The 18,483-nt window shown below is 45.9% G+C and carries 19 protein-coding genes; 8 read left to right on the top strand and 11 right to left on the bottom strand.

Annotation, left to right across the window (positions count from 1 at the left end):
* Positions 1 to 61: 61 nt before the first annotated feature.
* Positions 62 to 1,003, top strand: coding sequence for an FAD-dependent oxidoreductase (locus tag QZ209_RS08645; RefSeq protein WP_294346989.1), 942 nt, complete (start codon positions 62 to 64; stop codon positions 1,001 to 1,003).
* Between the two features lie 88 nt (positions 1,004 to 1,091).
* Here the strand turns inward: QZ209_RS08645 and bshB1 are convergent, their stop codons facing one another.
* A complete protein-coding gene (gene bshB1, locus QZ209_RS08640) occupies positions 1,092 to 1,835 on the bottom strand; it encodes a bacillithiol biosynthesis deacetylase BshB1 (RefSeq protein ID WP_294346988.1) in 744 nt (247 codons plus the stop codon).
* A gap of 63 nt (positions 1,836 to 1,898) precedes the next feature.
* Between bshB1 and dut the strand changes: the two genes are divergently transcribed.
* A complete protein-coding gene (dut, locus tag QZ209_RS08635; RefSeq protein ID WP_294346986.1) occupies positions 1,899 to 2,360 on the top strand; it encodes a dUTP diphosphatase in 462 nt (153 codons plus the stop codon).
* Positions 2,361 to 2,406: 46 nt separating this feature from the next.
* On the opposite strand, the gene QZ209_RS08630 is transcribed toward dut, so the two are convergent.
* From QZ209_RS08630 to QZ209_RS08610, 5 genes are all read right to left on the bottom strand, one after another.
* Complete coding sequence (locus QZ209_RS08630) at positions 2,407 to 3,849, bottom strand: sigma-54 dependent transcriptional regulator (RefSeq protein ID WP_294346985.1); 1,443 nt, start codon at positions 3,847 to 3,849, stop codon at positions 2,407 to 2,409.
* 98 nt (positions 3,850 to 3,947) lie between these two features.
* Positions 3,948 to 4,562, bottom strand: coding sequence for a hypothetical protein (locus tag QZ209_RS08625; protein WP_294346984.1), 615 nt, complete (start codon positions 4,560 to 4,562; stop codon positions 3,948 to 3,950).
* Between the two features lie 149 nt (positions 4,563 to 4,711).
* The gene (locus QZ209_RS08620; RefSeq protein WP_294346983.1) at positions 4,712 to 5,395 is read right to left on the bottom strand and encodes a TIGR04283 family arsenosugar biosynthesis glycosyltransferase; all 684 of its coding nucleotides are present in this window, start codon (positions 5,393 to 5,395) and stop codon (positions 4,712 to 4,714) included.
* Between the two features lie 2 nt (positions 5,396 to 5,397).
* Positions 5,398 to 5,991 carry a TIGR04282 family arsenosugar biosynthesis glycosyltransferase gene (locus tag QZ209_RS08615; RefSeq protein ID WP_294346980.1) on the bottom strand — a complete coding sequence of 198 codons (594 nt, stop codon included), beginning with the start codon at positions 5,989 to 5,991 and terminating at the stop codon, positions 5,398 to 5,400.
* A gap of 151 nt (positions 5,992 to 6,142) precedes the next feature.
* Positions 6,143 to 7,504: an FAD-dependent oxidoreductase gene (locus tag QZ209_RS08610; protein ID WP_294346978.1), complete on the bottom strand. Its 1,362-nt coding sequence runs from the start codon at positions 7,502 to 7,504 to the stop codon at positions 6,143 to 6,145.
* Positions 7,505 to 8,117: 613 nt separating this feature from the next.
* Here QZ209_RS08610 and QZ209_RS08605 point away from each other — a divergent pair.
* The gene (locus tag QZ209_RS08605) at positions 8,118 to 8,642 is read left to right on the top strand and encodes an Lrp/AsnC family transcriptional regulator (protein ID WP_294346976.1); all 525 of its coding nucleotides are present in this window, start codon (positions 8,118 to 8,120) and stop codon (positions 8,640 to 8,642) included.
* 35 nt (positions 8,643 to 8,677) lie between these two features.
* Complete coding sequence (locus QZ209_RS08600) at positions 8,678 to 10,822, top strand: glutamine synthetase III (protein WP_294347058.1); 2,145 nt, start codon at positions 8,678 to 8,680, stop codon at positions 10,820 to 10,822.
* A 257-nt stretch (positions 10,823 to 11,079) separates the two neighbouring features.
* On the opposite strand, the gene QZ209_RS08595 is transcribed toward QZ209_RS08600, so the two are convergent.
* Positions 11,080 to 11,499: a secondary thiamine-phosphate synthase enzyme YjbQ gene (locus QZ209_RS08595; protein ID WP_294346974.1), complete on the bottom strand. Its 420-nt coding sequence runs from the start codon at positions 11,497 to 11,499 to the stop codon at positions 11,080 to 11,082.
* Positions 11,500 to 11,612: 113 nt separating this feature from the next.
* On the opposite strand from QZ209_RS08595, the gene QZ209_RS08590 reads away from it, so the two are divergent.
* Complete coding sequence (locus QZ209_RS08590) at positions 11,613 to 12,116, top strand: hypothetical protein (RefSeq protein WP_294346972.1); 504 nt, start codon at positions 11,613 to 11,615, stop codon at positions 12,114 to 12,116.
* 13 nt (positions 12,117 to 12,129) lie between these two features.
* Positions 12,130 to 12,924, top strand: a complete 795-nt coding sequence (locus QZ209_RS08585) for a type III pantothenate kinase (RefSeq protein ID WP_294346971.1) — start codon at positions 12,130 to 12,132, stop codon at positions 12,922 to 12,924.
* 189 nt (positions 12,925 to 13,113) lie between these two features.
* Here the strand turns inward: QZ209_RS08585 and aroB are convergent, their stop codons facing one another.
* Both aroB and QZ209_RS08575 read right to left on the bottom strand, forming a co-directional pair.
* The gene (gene aroB / locus QZ209_RS08580; RefSeq protein ID WP_294346969.1) at positions 13,114 to 14,193 is read right to left on the bottom strand and encodes a 3-dehydroquinate synthase; all 1,080 of its coding nucleotides are present in this window, start codon (positions 14,191 to 14,193) and stop codon (positions 13,114 to 13,116) included.
* Positions 14,186 to 14,785, bottom strand: a complete 600-nt coding sequence (locus tag QZ209_RS08575) for a shikimate kinase (RefSeq protein WP_294346968.1) — start codon at positions 14,783 to 14,785, stop codon at positions 14,186 to 14,188. Before QZ209_RS08575 ends, aroB begins: the two co-directional genes overlap by 8 nt.
* Before the next feature lie 203 nt (positions 14,786 to 14,988).
* Here QZ209_RS08575 and QZ209_RS08570 point away from each other — a divergent pair, with 203 nt between their 5' ends.
* Together QZ209_RS08570 and glpK are read left to right on the top strand one after the other, a co-directional pair.
* Positions 14,989 to 15,210: a cysteine-rich CWC family protein gene (locus QZ209_RS08570; RefSeq protein WP_294346967.1), complete on the top strand. Its 222-nt coding sequence runs from the start codon at positions 14,989 to 14,991 to the stop codon at positions 15,208 to 15,210.
* 26 nt (positions 15,211 to 15,236) lie between these two features.
* Entirely contained in the window at positions 15,237 to 16,688 is a 1,452-nt protein-coding gene (gene glpK / locus QZ209_RS08565) for a glycerol kinase GlpK (protein ID WP_294346965.1), read from the top strand.
* A 70-nt stretch (positions 16,689 to 16,758) separates the two neighbouring features.
* Here the strand turns inward: glpK and QZ209_RS08560 are convergent, their stop codons facing one another.
* Both QZ209_RS08560 and QZ209_RS08555 read right to left on the bottom strand, forming a co-directional pair.
* Positions 16,759 to 17,520 (bottom strand): GNAT family N-acetyltransferase, encoded by a 762-nt coding sequence (locus tag QZ209_RS08560; RefSeq protein WP_294346963.1) that lies wholly within the window; start codon positions 17,518 to 17,520, stop codon positions 16,759 to 16,761.
* 109 nt (positions 17,521 to 17,629) lie between these two features.
* Complete coding sequence (locus QZ209_RS08555; protein ID WP_294346961.1) at positions 17,630 to 18,361, bottom strand: hypothetical protein; 732 nt, start codon at positions 18,359 to 18,361, stop codon at positions 17,630 to 17,632.
* Positions 18,362 to 18,483 lie beyond the last annotated feature (122 nt).

Genomic DNA, 18,483 nt, shown 5'->3' with positions numbered 1-18,483 from the left:
TTTAGAGAATTCTTGACAATATGAAACCATTAAGAGAAAAGTTACAAACAGGTGATGTCTCATGAATACAGAACACTATGATGTTGTGATTATCGGGGGAGGGCCTGCAGGTTCGTCCGCAGCTATTTATACTGCAAGAGCTGAATTGCGGACGGTTGTCCTCGATAAGGATCCCCATGCCGGTGCTTTGGGTATGGCTCACATTATTGCCAACTATCCCGGGGTTCGTTCGGACGTTTCCGGTATCGAACTACTCGACTCGATGAGAGGTCAAGCTGAATCGTTCGGCGCAAAGTTTTTCAGAGAAAAAGTGACCGGCCTTGATTTGAGCGAACACGAAAAAAAAGTTTTTACCGCGAGCGGCAAGGTTTTCAGGGCAAAAGCTTTGATTCTCGCTACCGGTTCGATGGGAAAAAACAGGAAGATAAAGGGTGAGCAGGAACTCTTGGGGGCTGGTGTCAGCTACTGTGCTACCTGCGATGCTGCATTTTACAAGGGGCAAGTCGTTGCCGTTGCCGGCCGAACAGGAGAAGCGATAGAAGAGGCGAAGGTGCTCTCACGCTTTGCTGGGAAAGTGTATTTGCTCTGTCCGACATCATCGTTTTCGGTGCCGTCGGAAATGGTCGAGGAGCTCGATTTTCAACCGAATATTGACGTGCGGTATAACCAACGCATTGCTGCGATTAACGGGGAAAAAGCTGTCGAGTCTCTTGCAATCGAAGGAGAGAATACTCCTCTCGAGGTAGATGGTGTTTTTCTTTATCTGAGCGGTTCTTCTCCTATCATCGACTATGCGGGAGGTCAGCTTGATTGTGTCGAAGAAAGTTGTTTGAAGATAGGGGTGGATTTTTCTACATCCGTGCCCGGTGTTTTTGCTGCAGGAGATATATTGTGCAAGGATATCAAGCAGGCTATAATTGTTGCTTCAGAAGGATGTCGTGCCGCTCTGTATGTAGATAAGTTTCTGAGAGGAAGAAATACGGCGAAGGTGGATTACAATTGATGTGGAAATGACGGTTTGGTTGGCGGATGACGTGCCAAGAGGGTTGCAATGTGGGTACTGAGACGTTCGGTTGAAACTGACGTCACTGTCATTTTTCTGGAAATAAAGCAGTGAACGTTGTTACTTTCAAGGGACCTGGTTCAGTAAAGCCTTCTCCATATTCGGTCCCAATCTGTTCTCCGAGATATCGGGCTCGGGCTTCGAGTCCACTGAGAAATTCTTTTCGCTGGATCAAGGTTTCCGGTTCATTCGTCTCACCTTCCTTGTAGAATTGTGAGCCGAAAGCGAGGATACCTTTTCTGGATCGTTCGAACGTTGTTGTGACGTCGACGATGAGAGACGGATCGATGTGCTTGAACTGCATATAGTAGAGAAGATGTGGCGGCCTGTAAGGTTCCTGTTGCTCACCGTTGTGCACCGTGGTGATTTTTTTGAGTCCGGCATAGAAAATCGCATCATTGACCAGGCGTGACGCTTTGATATGATCAGGGTGCCGCTCGTCCGGAGGGTTGGCGAACACCACACAGGGTTGAAAATGACGAATGACCCGAATGATTTCTTTTTGTGCCTCTTCGGTGTAGTAAAGTTTCGAGTCTCCGAGATCGAGCGTTACGCGTTTTGTGTAACCCATAACTTTTGTTGCCCTGTCGGATTCTTTTTTTCTCGTTTCCGGTGAACCAAGGGTTCCCATTTCGCCCTGGGTGAGATCGCATACGGCAACTGTTTGGCCTTCGTCGATGAGTTTCAACAATGTTGCCCCGCAGGAAAGCTCTACATCATCAGGATGAGCACCGAAAGCGAGAGCGTACACCTTTTCTGTTTTATTATTCACTGTCAATGCTTATTGTGCGAATGAGTTATCTTGAGTAAAAACCAATATAAACCACTTTCTGCAATGTCTACGGTAAAGATAGTCCGTATCGAGAAAAAAGCCATTCTTCCCCGGTATGCAACGGCGAATGCTGCCGGCATGGATCTGGCTGCATGTCTGGATGCTCCGGTGGAAATCGATCCTTTTACAACCGCGCTCATTCCTACAGGGTTGTGTATCGAGCTGCCTGAAGGTTTTGAAGCTCAGCTCAGGCCACGCAGCGGTTTGGCGCTCAAGCACTTGATCTCACTACCCAACAGCCCAGCAACCATCGATGCAGATTACAGGGGGGAAGTCAAGGTGATTCTTGTCAATTATGGAAAAAAGCCGTTCAGGGTTCAGCATGGTGATCGAATTGCTCAAATGGTCGTTTCCCGTTACGAACATGTGACACTCGAGGAAGTAAACTCGCTATCACAGACAGTTCGTGGCGAGGGAGGTTTTGGACATACGGGAATCAGCACCGCGGCAAGCCAGCTTCGATAGTGAATGACGAGTGAGAAGCTGTGGCGTTGTGTTACCTGTCGCTTTTTTAGTTGAGTCCGAATTTCTTGAGTTTACGATAGAGTGTTGCTCTTCCGATGCCGAGGGCTTGAGCTGTTTTTGTCGGGTTGCCTTCACAGGCTTTATATGCTTCTTCGATTGCCCTGCGTTCGATTTCTTCGAGGCTCTGAATTTTTTCTTTTTTACATGCTGTTTCTATGTGGGTACAGTTGTTCGGAGTTATGATCTTTTGATCATTTTTTCTGATATGTCCTCCTCTGTGCCGGAGTATCGATGTTATTTCTCCGATGTGCTTGCTGCTGATCGCTGTTCGCTGAATGGCATTTTTAAGTTCGCGAATATTGCCGGGCCAATGGTATTCCACCATCTCCTCGACAGCTTCAGGTGTAAAACTCAACTGTTTGATGTTATTGGCGCTACAGAACTCCTCGAGGAAATGTTTCGCCAGAAAAGGAATATCTTCTTTTCGCTCCCGTAGCGGCGGGATGTAAAGCGGATACTCTTCGAGTCTATAATAAAGGTCGTCTCTGAAAGAGTTGCTGTCGAGCGCATGAGCGAAGTTCCAGTGGGTTGCTGAAATGACCCGGAAGTTGATGCTTCGTTCGATTTTTTCTCCGACCCTTCGAATCTTCTTTTCCTGAATGGCTCTGAGTACTTTTGCCTGTATATCTGCGTTCATATCCCCAATTTCATCAAGGAAAAGCGTTCCCTGATCAGCCTGCTCAAAAAATCCTTCATGGTCATTGTTTGCACCGGTAAATGAGCCTTTGGAGTGTCCGAAAAGAAGACTTTCTGCAAGTTCATGAGAAATAGCAGCACAATTGACAGAGATAAAAGGACCGTTTTTTCTTTTACTGCCTTCATGAATGGCCTGAGCGAAAAGCTCCTTGCCAGTTCCGCTTTCTCCAATTATCAGGACATTGAGGTCTGTTTCCATGACCTGCAGAGCCTGTTCCATTGTTTGTTTGATCGAAGAACTCTCTCCGATGATTTGTTTGAAAATTTCCTTGGTTTTCAGCTCTTTTTTCAATTGGGAAACTGCATCGTGAAGCTCCGATTCACTGATTGCATTTCTCATGACGATCTGAAGTCGATCAACATCCAGTGGTTTGGTAAGATATTCATACGCTCCCATTTTTATGCATTTCACCGTGTTAGGGATGTCATTGAGAGCGGTAATCATGATGACCGGTATCGGGATGTCTTTTTTTCGGAGGTACGACATAACTCCAAAACCGTCTTTTTTCGGCATGTTGATATCCAAGAGGAGGATATCTATTTTTTCTTTTTCAAGGATCGAAATACATTCCTCTCCATCGATTGCGTCGACAGGCTGATAGCCCATTTTTTTTAAAAAATGGTTCAACAGAATTCGGGTTGATTTATCGTCGTCAGCGATTAAAACCCGATACTGTTTTGCTGTACTGGAACTTGATGAGGGTTTCCTTTGGCTGTTGTCTGAACGTAACACAAACTTTTCCTGTCTTGGGGGCAAATGGGGAAACTGATAACTCTTTAGAGTAGAGAAATGAACTCCAACTTGGCCCTGCTATTATTCCTTGATTGTTTCTATACATTTTCCTGCAGGGGCTGATTTGTATGGTTTTTTTCCGTATCAGCCGAGGTTTTTTTACTTTCGTGCCCGCAACAGGAATCCTTATGAGTGAACGGTATTTCGACAGCTTTGGGATGTTTTGTATCCGAATGTTGTTGAAACACCATCCCGCCGACGTTTCCGGTGACCTGACCGATTCCGGCACTGACATTTTCTATGATTTCCTGGACGGGTACGGCCTGTACCACTGAATCAAAACTTTCAGTTACTGTATTCCATAACTGTCCCAAGCTGTCAAAGGTTTCCTTCAGTTCCTTGGATTCGAGTGCGGTGTTGACTCCTTCAATTGTAGAATTGACACTTGATAACAACGATTGCGAAGCCGTATTCAAGCCCTCGATGACATTCTGAACGGATTCGGAATTTACTGTACTGCTGACGTTGTCTGTGATCTGTCCGGTCAGGGAATTCACTGAATCAACCATTTCAGCTAGTGAACTGAATGCGGAATCGAAAAGTGTGCCAATATTTTCCATAAGCAGAGGGATACTGGCTTCATTGCTGCCGGCAATGTCATCTTGAGATGTTGCGTTTTGAATCGCTTGTGGTTCTTTTCTCTCTTGGGTCATGGTTGGATTCAGGTTTGATCGGTGTATGGCTAGTGACGTTTTATTTCCTCGAGAACAAGGTGTTTACACAGGCAATATAATACATAACGCCTTAAAAAGATGGCGCATAAAGTTTATGCTTATTTTTTACTTTGCCGGATAAGGCGGTTTCAGGAGATGTTTCGAGAATAGAAATCTGCCAAAATATCTAAATCGAATCCCATCGCATAGAGCAAGTGGATCGTTCCGAAAATTATCTGTAACCTGATTCTACCGTTTACAGTATATTTTCTTGAGGACGTTATTACAGCATCGTCAAGTATGGCAAAGGTGGAGTGTTTGTTGATGCGTTCAATTATCTCGATATCTTCCATTATACGCATTTTTTCATTGAAACCGCCTATCCGGTTGAAAAGATCACGAGTGATGAAAAGAGACTGATCGCCTCCTCTGCAAAACATCAGGGGGAGTCGTGTAAACCACCCATAGGTTTGCATCAGCCAATGGGGATCGTCAAAACACATCTGAAAGCAGCCGGCAGGTCTGCCCTGCTCGACAGTGTTAACGATACTTTCTGTGAACCCATGAGGTGGTAGAGTGTCGGCATGAAGGAAATAAAGTATTGTACCGGTTGCGATATCTGCTCCGCGGTTCATCTGTATCGAGCGGCCTTTAGGTGAACGGCAGGTCCTGACAGGGAAATTCTCTGCAATGCCGAGTGTGCTGTCATCGCTCGCGTCACTGATAATGATTTCGATGTCGTTTTGCTTTTCGGTAGCGTTACAGATGTTCGAAAGTGTTTCGGCAATGGTTTCTTCCTCATTGAAGGTTGGAATGATAATGCTTATGTTCACGATCAATCCGGTTTAAAATTTCCGATATCTTCAAGGGTATCTATATCTGAAAGGGTTTGCAGTAAAGCATAATCGATATGGTGACGATCGAGTTCATTCTTCGCTTCGCGGCAGACAGTACTGGTACTCCATTGCTTGTCGATAAAAAGTTCAGAGAGGAGTACACGCAACCCTATGAGATAATAACCACCGTCTTTTGCCGGTCCAAGTACCGCATGGTGTTGCTCCAAGGCGTCGAAAGCGTTTGTGATTATTGTTCCTGTCAGTTCGGGACAGTCGGTTCCAATCAGGACTACGCGCCGGTAGTTTTCTGAAAAACCCTGTTTGAAAGCGTTGAACATGCGGGTGCCGAGATCACTTCCTTTTTGTAAAAAAGTCCGGGTTTTCGTTTCCTGGAATATGTCAGCATCGGGCAAGTGGTCATCATAGTAGACTGCGATGTCGGCTCCACTTGCTGATGCCGCTTTTTGAGTGATGCCCCGTAGTTTGTTGTAAACTTTCAGTGCAAAGTCATCACTTGTCGAAGCAGCAAGGCGCGTTTTAACGTTTCCTTTTACAGGATTTCTCGTAAAAATGATAAGCAGGGGAGTGTCCATAGGCTCTGAAAAGTGACACTGCAAAGTTATAATGAAAGACGATGCCTATCGAAATAACAGAACTTGCCTGTAAACGAACGCTTTCGCCCTGCCGTAGGGTTTTTTCCGGTAACGATGCTGTTCCTCTGGTTTTTTGCTGGATTTTCGGATGTTACCTTCCGGCTCTCGCGTGCAGTTTTTCAGCGACATGGCGTCCACTGAGAGCTGCTCCTTCCATCGATGCGAGGTATCGCTGATAGGTATAATCACCCGCAAGATAGAAATTGTCGATCGGACTGATCTGATCCGGCCTGAACTTGTCTACATCAGGAACTGCTTTATAGACGGACTCGGGTATTTTTACTATCGTTGATTTCAGCAACTTGGCGTGCCTTGATTTCGGGAAACGATCGTGAATGTCTTTCATGACCATTTCTGTAATGACCTCGTTTGGCATATCCATGAGATGATGTGCCGGTGCAAGTACCAGACTCATCACGCTGCCACCTGTTGCACTACCGTTTCCCTGCTGGAAATCACCCGGACAGGTTATGGATACATCGGCGAAGGTCGCAAAAATCGTTCCCTGAGAAAACATCAGGTTGTCGGTATCGGTTATTTTTTTATCGAACCATAACTGACAGTTGGCAACGGGGCTACCTGTAAACTGGTAAAGGTTGGAGAAATAGTTATGATGCAACCACTGTTTCGGTAATATTTTTTTGACATTGTGCACCGGGAGAGCCGAGATAAAAGCATCGGCTTCAACCGGATGGCCATCGCTGAGTACAGCACGTTCAATGGTGCCGCTTTCATCGATGTCGAAATGGGAAAGCTTGGCATCGATAAAGATTCTACCCCCTTTGCTCTGGATATACCGGCGCATGGGTTCGATCATGGAATCGCCCGGGTTTTCACGGAAAAAGGCGAATTTTGTCGCAGCGTAATCTGTGCCGAAGTACTTGAATATTGTCAGCATCGGGCGTGCGCTGATGACATTCGGTTCTATAAAATTCATGGCAAGTGCAATTGCTCGCCAGAGTTTTTGCAGTGAGTTTTCGGAGGCACCTCTTAACCGGTGCCATTCCGAATATGTCATATGATCCTGGCTTCGAAAGTACTCTTCATTTCCGGCGAGAGCTGGATAGAGGCCTTTGATGAGAGAGATTTTATCCCACATCGTGAGGAAATCAGCCTGCAGGCCGCCAACGACTTCAGCCCAGGGGCTCGGAAGGTTGGCTTTTTTGAAAAAAGACTGTTTCCCATCAGGTTCGGCATAGATGAGAGAGTGTTCTTTCCAAAGATAGTTGTCGCCTGCTCCAACTCTGTCAAGATAGGTCTGCAATTGTTCGTAGCCGCCGAAAACTATGTGCAACCCCGATTCAATCGAATCGCCGTCGCTGTCTTTCCAAACAGAAACCTTGCCGCCGAGAATTTTTCGTTTCTCATAGATTTCAACGTCATATCCGAGGTCAACTAACTCGATGGCCGCACTCAAGCCGGCAACTCCAGCTCCGAAAATAGCTACTTTCACTGTTTGATGCAGTTGTAGGTTATACGCTCGAGAAAATTATCAAGAGCGGTAAAAATTCATGAGCTGAATATAATGATAATTTGTTTTCCAGTACAGCATTTGATCGAGGCAAATTCATATTACTTCAAGATTTGTCATTCGATTTGATTTTTGTTAAAAGCCAATCGATGTCGTGGACAAATTTTGCCAAAAGGGTGAGGGAGCCTTTTACGAAAAACCGTAAATCATCGATCGCAGGAGGACGTACGGTTTCGGTATCGTTTTTTTCCGGGATTTGAGAGGATCTGTCGTGGTGGTTGTATTTTTCGTCAGGTTTTAGTTCAATCATGATCGATGGTTTGTCGGGCGTTCTGTAGAATCCCCTGATATTTCGAATGCGCACTGTTTTGATGAAGATTTATAAGTGCGAAGCCAGAAAATAGTTACGCATTTTTCTGGAAATCCTGAAAGAAATGTAAGATCTTGCAGTGTTATCGAAATCAGCAGGACAGAAATATCATGTCCTTATTTTTTTAGGTTTACTGCGGCTTGTTGGTGATAATTTTAGATTAAGTTTGTAATAATCTTATTATTTTTGTAATGTTGTGGTGAACAAATACAAAATTGTAGGTTTATGTCGGGTCACATTGATCTTATCGATTTGAAAATTGTTGAGGCGCTCGGTGATAACGGTCGTATAAGGCTGAGCGAGCTCGCAGAAATTGTCGGTTTGTCGATCCCTTCAGTCAGTGAGCGTCTCGATAAACTTCAGAAAAAGGGAATTATCAAGAAGTTTACTACCCAGGTGGATGAGAGACGTTTGGGGTTTGATATCCAGGCGTTTGTATGGGCGAGAGTTGATTCGTCCAAGCATTACAAGTCATTCATGGAGCATGTGCTCCGTGAGGAAGAGATTATGGAATGCTATGCCGTAACTGGAGAAGGCTCCCATATTTTACGGGTCATGACACATAATACCAAATCACTTGAGCAACTTCTTTCAAGGGTACAGAGCTGGCCCGGAGTGCTCGGGACCAACACAAGTTTTGTTTTATCACAGATAAAGAGGAATACAAAGATCAGTTCCGATATCGTCCGCAAGAACCTGCAGGACAGGCAGGTTCTGGCTGTATTTGATGAAAAAAAATCAAGAAAGTGAAAACAGAAACCATAAAAACCATAAAGGAGGAGCTGTTGGAAAACAATAATAAAAATGCGGTATCATCGTATTTCGGTGCTTTGACGTTCGATCATAAGGCGATGCGAAAAAAACTTCCAAAAGAGGTTTATCGAGCGTTGCAGAAAACCATACAAACCGGTAACAAGCTTTCCGAAGAAATTGCCGGGGTTGTCGCTCATGGCATGAAAGAATGGGCTATGGAAAATGGGGCTACTCACTATACCCATTGGTTTCAGCCAATGACGGGTGCGACAGCGGAGAAACATGACGCATTTCTGACTTTTGACAAGGACGGAACACCTATCGAGCGTTTTTCAGGCGGGCAGCTCATTCAGGGTGAGCCCGATGCATCGAGTTTTCCTTCCGGCGGTATGAGAACAACTTTCGAAGCGCGGGGATATACAGCCTGGGATCCGACAAGTCCGGCTTTTCTCATGAAAGGCGGTAAAGGACTGACGCTTTGTATTCCAACGGTCTTTATCTCTTACCATGGTGAAGCACTTGATGAAAAAACACCGCTGCTTCGTTCAATGGATGCCGTCAGCAAATCAGCAATCAAACTGCTCGGTATTCTTGGTGTAGACGGTGTCAGCCGTGTCAATACCTATGCCGGGGCGGAGCAGGAGTATTTCCTGGTTGACCGCAAATTTTACTCTATGCGCCCCGATCTGGTTATGAGCGGGCGTACGCTTCTTGGTGCTATGCCTCCGAAAGGCCAGCAGCTCGAAGATCACTATTTTGGTGCCATTCCAAACAGGGTGCTCGAGTTCATGCAAGAGGTTGAGGAAGAACTATACCTTCTGGGAATTCCAGCAAAAACCCGCCACAACGAAGTTGCTCCGCATCAGTTTGAAATCGCCCCGATTTTCGAGCGAGCAAACATTGCTGCAGATCATAACCTGCTTGTCATGGAGGTGATGCGAAGAGTTGCTGAAAGGAAAGGTTTCGCACTTCTCATGCATGAAAAGCCTTTTGCCGGTATAAACGGTTCAGGTAAACACAACAACTGGTCGATCGGAACGGCCGGGGGCGTTAATCTGCTCGAACCTGGTGATACTCCTGAATCGAACATACAGTTCCTTGTGTTCCTTGTTGCTGTTCTGAAAGGTGTTTACAAGCGTTCAGGTGTTCTGAGAGCGTCTATTGCCAGTATAGGCAATGACCACCGTCTTGGGGCAAACGAAGCTCCTCCGGCAGTCGTTACGGTTTTCCTCGGTGAACTGCTTGAAAAGGTTCTCGACGCTATCGAGAGCGGTAAGGTCGATTTCGCGACCGAAAAACAGGTACTAAACCTCGGTCTTGCTCACCTGCCGGTTCTGAACAAGGATTATACCGACCGTAACCGTACATCACCGTTCGCGTTTACCGGGAACAAATTCGAGTTTCGGGCAGTAGGTTCTTCCCAGCCTATTTCAGTTCCGAACATGGTGCTGAACACGCTTATGGCTGAAGCGATGGATGAACTTGCAGATGAGATCCAAAGCAAAATCGACTCCGGAGTCGATAAAGATGCAGCGATTCAGGATGTTCTTCGTGCTGAGATCGCAGCAACCAAACCTGTTCGCTATCAGGGTGACAACTACAGTGAAAATCTCCAGAAAGCTGCATCCGACAGGGGGCTTCCGAATCTTAAAAACACACCCCAGGCTATGCGGGTACTCCGTGACAGCGATACTCGTGAGATGTTTGTCAAATATTCCGTATTGTCACAGGAAGAACTCGATGCAAGGCTCAACACCCGTCTCGAGCGTTACGTCAAAGGTATCGATATCGAAGCAAGGACGTTACAACTGATGCTCAAAACCTTTGTTATTCCGAACGTTTCGGAATATCAGGGTGAAATCGCTAGTTCTTTCAACGCTCTGGTAGATGCTGCCGAGAGGGTCGGGGTATCTGGTAAAACACTTAAAAGCCAGGGTGATCACCTCAAGGAACTCGCCGAAAGTCTTGGAGACGTTATCGATTTGACTGCCGAACTTGACGGGGTCATTGAAAAGATGGATACTCTTGAAGAAGGGTTTGAGATGGCAGATTACTCTGCCGATGTCGTTCTTCCGGCTATGGACAAGGTCCGCGAGGTTGCTGACAAACTCGAGTTTATGGTGGACAGGGATAAATGGGAACTACCGACCTATTCGGAAATGCTTTTCGAACACTGAAAAACGAGGTTGTCTCACTCGTCATTCAATTATTTTCACATAGTCATCCCCGGGCTTGACCCGGGGATCCATCTTCCAAAGAAAGTCAGTATGGATGCCGCATCGAGTGCGGCATGACTCTCTACCGGAAACGTGTGCATAGTGATCGATAGCCGTGAAGCAGTGCTTTTGAGACAGCCTCTTGTTTTGCTTGACTCCTTGTTCGCCGGAAAGCATTTCTGTCAACTGGCAGTGCTGTCAGCCGAGGCAGTCTCTTTTCATTCTCCGATAATCTTTATCAATAGTCTTTTTCTTCTTTTTCCGTCGAACTCGCCATAAAAAATCTGTTCCCAGGGGCCAAAATGCAGTTTTCCCCGGGTTACAGCAATAACAACCTCTCTTCCCATAATCTGGCGCTTGTGATGTGCGTCACCGTTGTCTTCGCCTGTCAGGTTATGCCGGTAAAGGCTGAGCGGTTCATGAGGAGCCAGTTCTTCGAGCCATCGTTTGTAGTCACTGTGAAGTCCGGGTTCATCGTCATTGATGAATACCGAAGCGGTAATATGCATTGCGTTGACAAGGCAAAGCCCTTCACTGATATCACTTTCTGCAAGTGCTTCTTCGACGTTCCGGGTGATGTTTACGAATTCCATCCGGTCAGGTACGTTCATCCAGAGCTCTTTGTGGAATGATTTCATGGTTGTACATGCTTTTGTTTGAGAGAATTGGCGAAATATCGTTTTATTGTAAACTAAAGGTTAAAAAGCTTTATTTTCATGGCTTTCATAACAGGTTTCAGAAACAGAATATAATGCAGCAGGTTTTTCAATATCCATTGACCTACCCTACGTGGTGGCTTGACAATTATTATTTTTTTACCTGGCTTGTAGGGCTTTCGTTGCTTGCTGTCAGTTGGGGTGTTTTTTTCAGGTTCGGCAAGTTCAGTTATGGTATCGATCTGGGCTGTTTGTGGAAAAGTACGGTTCTTCTTTTATTGACAACAGTTTCATTCGCCATTCCCCAGGCGTACAACACACGTTTCATTGCCGAGCATGGACAGGAAGGGGACGTTATAACGCTCGACGAGAATTCTCTTTCGTACAACTATCGGAGAGGTGCTGACAAGACTTTTGTCCTAAACGATATCGTCAGGATCTACAAAGAACCTGTCACCTTCAATCCTCCATCGAAATATTTTGTGGTTGCCGAGGCAGGTCAAGCGAAGGATTCCGTTTTTGTTACAAAAAACCTGCCGGGTTTCGAGAAAATGCTCGACGAGTTGTCCGTTCTTACCAACGTTCCGTTCGAGCGCTGAGCAGCCTCCTTCGGTGGTATCTTTGTCAATGATGGTCGTTTTGATTATAGAAATAGGCAATTCTGTTACAGACTGTGCGGTTTTTGAAGGAGAGCGGTGTCTCGCGACTTATACAATCCAGACAGAAAAACTCAAGGGCGGTAAAAAGGTACTGGACCTGACCAGAAGGATTTTCAACAATCATCCTTCCATTTTACATGCCGCTGTCTGTAGTGTCGTTCCCTCTGTCGGTGAACAGTTTCTGCATATCCTGGCGAACACCCTCTCTGGAAAGGTTGTGGAGATCAACAGTACGTTATCCTTGCCGTTTGCGCTTGATTACGATCCCCCACATACTCTTGGTGCCGACCGGCTGGCTCTTTGCTCATTGAGTTGTAGAAGCTGGCCTGATCGAGCTATTATCGCTCTTGATATCGGAACAGCCATTACCTTCGATGTTGTGAGCTCACGGGGTGTTTATCTTGGCGGGATGATTTTACCCGGGTTCGACCTGATGACTGCTGTGTTACACGATCGTACGGCGAAGCTTCCTTTGATAGAAATAACGGAGGAGCCGATACCGCTTCTTGGAAAGTCAACAGCCGATTGTATGCAAAGCGGGGTGTTCTGGGGGTGTGTCAAACAGATAGAAGGGCTGCTTACGCGTGTGCATCATTTCCTCATTGATGAGTTACAGGAGAATGCGGTTAAGATTATCGGAACAGGAGGAAACAGCAGACTTGTTGCTTCGGTCATGGAAAATCCGCCGGTAATAGACGAGCGGGCCGTATTGAAAGGGGCGAAGGTATTGTTGGATATGAATCTCTAGATGGTTTTGAGAAAGGCCATTTGCCCAATTTCTGCACTTTGTCCTGACTTCCGAAGCTTCTGTATTCATACATACACTCAGCTCCGGCGTCTGGACACTCCCTGAACTTGAACAACAATTCTCTTTTTCAGCGCTATCTGTGTTTGATGATGCTCTTTGATGGCAATTTGTAACGTACTCTCACAATGTTCAAAAGCTTTTCTTTGCTTCCTCGATCGCTTCGATGACGATGCCGTCTTCGAGAGGTTCCGGGTGGAGGTAGGCTTTGCCAAGTCCTTCCAGTAAAACGTAGCGGAGCTGTTTGTCCACCTTCTTCTTATCTGAAAGCATACTTTCCAGAATGGCTTCAGCAGGAATATCTTTGAATCTTTTCTGAACCAGGCCCCTGCGGAACTTGAATTTGTTCAAGAGTGTCAGTCCCCGCTGCAAATCCTCCTGGTTTATTTTTTCAAGCTTATGTGAGAGGTGGAGTGCACAAACCATACCTATCGCGACGGCTTCTCCATGACGGATATGTCGATAGTCGGCAAGCTTTTCAAATCCGTGAGCGAAAGTATGTCCGAAGTTCAGAGTCGCCCGTAAACCGCTTTGTTCCTTGAAATCCTGTTCTACAATATCCGCTTTGATGCTTGTGCTTTTGCGGACAGCTTCCGACACGTAAGGATCTTTAATGGCAACAATTTCATCGAAATGCTTTTCTATATATCGTAAGAATTCCATGTCGGCGATGAACCCGTATTTCACCACTTCAGCCATGCCTGCATATACTTCCCGCTCTGGAAGCGATTTCAGATATGACGGGTCTATCAGTATCAGTTCTGGCATGTGAAAAAAGCCGATGAGGTTTTTTCCTAATGGATGATTGATTGCAACCTTGCCGCCGATGGAACTGTCAGTCATAGCCAGCAGTGTTGTCGGTAACTGAACAATTGGTATTCCTCTGTAGTAACTGGCGGCAATATAGCCACCAAGGTCGCCTACCACGCCTCCTCCTACAGCAAGGATGTTCCAGCTTCGGTCGACATCGGCCTCGATCAGGTTTCCGTAAAGACGGTATGCTGTACGAAAACTTTTGGAGGTTTCCCTGGCGGGCACGACAAGATCGATAAACGTGAAACCCTGACTCTTCAATGCTGACAGAATGTCTCGCCCGAACAGTTCTTTTGTGTTTTCATCAAACAGTACGACAGTTTTTTTAGACAGGTCGTGCTTGAGAAACAGTTGCTCCAGTCGGGTGTGGACAGGGGTGCTGACGATAATTTCACTCACTTTTTGTATGCTTTTTTTGATTGTTTACAAAATGGCGTTTTTCTGCTCTGCGGACGTACCGTTCGATTTTTCTCGTTAGCTCCTCTACCGTTGAGCCTATTCTTTTTGTATCGGTTTCAATGATGATCTGGGCAGTTTTATAACGGGGTTCTCGCTTTTCAAGCAGGGTGAATATTTTTTTTTCGATCTGTTCTTTTGAAAGACGTTCACCATTGTCACCTTTCATCAATGGCCGGTCGGTTTTGTGGCTCAACCGTTTAGCGAGAATTTCAGGACTCGAGTGGAGGTAAACCAGAGTCCCTGATGCGATTATCAGTGAAAAGCACGAATTGTGCTGCAAGGCTCCACCACCCAGCGAAACAACCAGTTCGGTTCTGCCAACAAGCTTTTCGAGGACTTTATATTCGAGGTCCCTGAAATGTGTTTCACCCTCTTCGGCAAATATCCTGTTGATGGATTTGGCGGCAAGCAGCTCGATTTCTTTATCGAGATCCAGGAAGTCGTAACCCAGCGAATTGGCGAGCAACGGTCCTATAGTCGATTTGCCGGAACCACTGAAACCAGTGAGGAATATAAGTGAAGGCTGTTTCATTTCTTGCTCTGCTTGACCATTGAATCGAGCGTTTTAAAGTGTCGTTGATCTCCATAACAGAATAAAAATACTTTCTCCTCAAACCTGCAACGTTTTCGCCTGAACAGATTGCGGAAGGGGTGGGTTATATGGGCGGAATATACGTTAAATTAGCACGAGGTAACCTATATTGGATTTCAATCATGAACAAAAACAGAACTACAATGGAGAAACATAAAAGGCAAAACGATGGAAAAGGAGGCAATGCTACCTGTCCGGTATGTGGAACTGCTTTTGATTGCAAACTCTCGGCGGAATGCTGGTGTTCTTCGGTAAACGTTCCATCGGAAGTCAGAGAGTACCTTGCCGATCGTTATGACAGCTGTTTATGCAAGAACTGTCTAGAAGAGCTTGCAAAAAAAGCTGAAGCAGGGGAATTATCCTGAAATCTTTTAACGATGTTGGATGTGGTATGAGTATTCTCGCAATAGATCAGGGAACAACCGGAACGAGGTCGGTACTTTACGATTCGAGTGGCAAAATCATTGCCGACAGTTACCGGGAGATAAACCAGATCTATCCCCAAGAAGGATGGGTTGAGCATGATCCGGTTGAAATTTGGAAGACCGTTGTCGATACGGCTGTTGAGCTGACAGCTGCATGTCGCGGAGAGGTGACGGCGATAGGGATTACGAATCAGCGGGAAACTGTTATTGTATGGGATAAAACAACCGGCCATCCAATTTGTAATGCGATTGTATGGCAGTGTAGGCGGACCATTGGTTTATGCGCCAGGTATGTCGATGAAGCCGAGATGATTGCAGAAAAAACAGGTCTGCCTCTCGACCCTTATTTCAGCGCGACAAAAATCCGCTGGATTCTCGAACACAGTTCGATTGAAAACATTGAAAACCTGTTGTTCGGTACTGTCGATAGTTGGCTTTTATGGAAGCTGACAGGGGGAGAGGTCCATGCGACCGATTATACCAATGCTTCCAGAACGCTTCTTTATAACATCAGGGAAAAAAAGTGGGATGATGATCTCTTGAATGTTTTCGATATACCCTGTTCATTATTGCCGGATGTAAGAAATCCGATGGATGATTTCGGAACTGTAGAGTCCATTGGTGAACTTCGTGGCGTTCCGATAAGAGCGGTAGCCGGTGATCAGCAGTCTGCTTTGTTCGGGCAGTGCTGTTTTACGGAAGGCGAGGTCAAGAATACCTATGGGACAGGCTGTTTTATGGTCATGAACACTGGAGATCGCTTCATTCGCTCGAAGAATGGTCTATTGACGACGCTTGCAATCGATGCTGCGGGAAAGCCCTGTTATGCACTTGAAGGTTCAATTTTTATCGGCGGTGCAGTGATACAATGGCTCAGGGATGAAATAGGCATTATTGGAAATGCTGCGGAATCGGAAGCGATTGCAGGAGAGGTTGCATCCAACGCGGGGGTCTATATCGTTCCGGCTTTTACCGGTCTTGGAGCGCCGCATTGGCATGCTGATGCAAAAGGGAGCATCGTCGGTCTGACACGAGGAGCCAATAAAAGGCATATAGTTCGTGCAGCACTCGAGTCGATCGCTTATCAGTCCTATGATGTCTTCCTCGCCATGGTTACGGATACAGGTGTAACGCCGCAATCGCTTATCGTGGACGGGGGAGCGGTGGAGAACGGCTTTCTCATGCAGTTTCAGGCGGATATGCTCGGTGTTGCCGTACATAAACCACACAATACCGAATCGACATCGCTCGGGGCCGCTTTTCTTGCAGGACTGAAATCGGGCGTCTGGGATTCAACGGAAGAACTTTTGTCATTGCGTCATCTCCAGCACAGCTATGAGCCTGCAATGGATGAGGAAAGAAAGCTGGTATATCTCGAAGGCTGGAACCGCGCGGTGCGGCAGACGCTTGCGGGGTGATGTACAATACGGCTTTCTCGACTTGTATTGTATGATGTTAACAGGGCAAATGGAAATACCGGGTGGCGGTCTATTTGCGAAAGGTGTGCAGGATGCCGACTTCAGTGAAGCCGTCTTTTTTATAAAGTTCTTTGACGAATCCATCGTCGTGGGTGATAGCGTAGAGGTGACCGGCTCCGTTTCGATATGCTTTCGATAGGGCGAAGTGCTGAAGCTTTTTACCGAATCCCCGGCGGCGGAAATCCTCGTGCACCTTGAAGTCGTCGAATTTTGTGATGCCATTGTCGCTATAGAGTTCCACAGTTCCTACAACCCGGTTTCCAAGTGAATAAAGGATGATTTCGAATTCTTCACTGTTTGTGTATGTATCGAGTTTGATTTCTGTCTGGTGTCTCGCATAGTCGACTCCTTTCGGTTCATACATGTGGAATTCGAAGTCATACAGGGCTTCCAACTCGCTTTTGCCAAGTACCCGGCAATTCTCATCCGATACGGCGTTTGCGGGTTTGGACAGAGAAAGGACCATGATAAACCTGGCGGTATAAGTAAAGGGTTCGAGCTCTTCAATCCTTTGCCAGTGCTGATTCTGTGGGTGAAAAACTATTTTGATATGCGGCGCATTCGATTGCCGGAACCGGTTCAATTCCTCGGTCACAATGTTTGTTGCCTCTTCAAAAGAGGCGTTCCGCGAAATAAAGACGTAGTTATATGCATCCCTTTCCGGAATGCGATCATCGCTTACTCGAACCGAGTTCGACATTATTCGGATTCCGGCACCCATTGCCGAACCGTAACGGAATTCAGTTTCAACAATTGGATCGAGGATGTTCATGGTCTCGAATTCATATCATACTAATAAAATGCCGTGCATTGCTTATAATCTGAAGGAATACCAGTACCTTCTGAGAAAACGAAGACCTACCAATGAAACTACTGCTCTTTTAAGACCGAAAAAAATAAATCATAACAGGAGCTGAAATGACACTGATCATCAGGATCCTGTTCGAAATGATGGAGGTTTCCCTGGCATAACCGCTTAATCTGAGCAATGGAGAAGCGAGTTGCAGGACGGAGTTAACAGCGGTGCCGATCAAAATAAGATATAACCAATTCTTAATTATCGACAGGTTCAAGAAAAGCAATATTATGACCTGGTATTCGTTGATGGTAGTGTTGAAAAACAGCCAGATAGAGACACTTGCCAGAAACAAGAGCCGCTTTAACAGTTCCGTGGTCAGGCTCGATGCATATTGGCGATGAATGGCAATGAGTGATTCGCTCAGGATGGCAAATACGGCAAGAGCCGGAGTCAGAATCATCGCGAAGTATGATTCGTGAAGAAGTTTTTCAAACTGATAATAGACAAGGAAAAAATCAGCTAGGAGAGAAAAGACGCAGAAACAAAATGATATGATGAGGGTCAGTTTCAGGTAATAGACTATATAGCTTTTTCTCTTTGTATAGTCTTTGTTTTCAAGATATATCGGGAAGAAGCGGCTGAGGCCGGAATCTCCTCCTGGAAGGAATATCACTGAACATATGGCGGCGAGACTGACCACCACGTGGAAATCACCGAGATTGTCGAGATCAAGATTCTCGGTAAGAAATATATGTACTGCGTTTTTGGGTATAAACCAGGCATACAGTATTGACAGCAGGATGATGTTTGCCATCTCGGCTTCGGATTTTTAGGGCACTTCTATTAATGTGCTACGCACCATGATTACTTTGTTGATCGGTGCTCGAAATCTTCATGTGCTCTATGTACACTCCGGTTTCTGTGTTCCGTCCGCTT

The organism is Prosthecochloris sp. (assembly GCA_015482705.2).
Taxonomy (GTDB): Bacteria; Bacteroidota; Chlorobiia; order Chlorobiales; family Chlorobiaceae; genus Prosthecochloris.
Note: the sequence above shows the minus strand (reverse complement) of the source record. Positions and strands in the feature narration are given on the sequence as shown.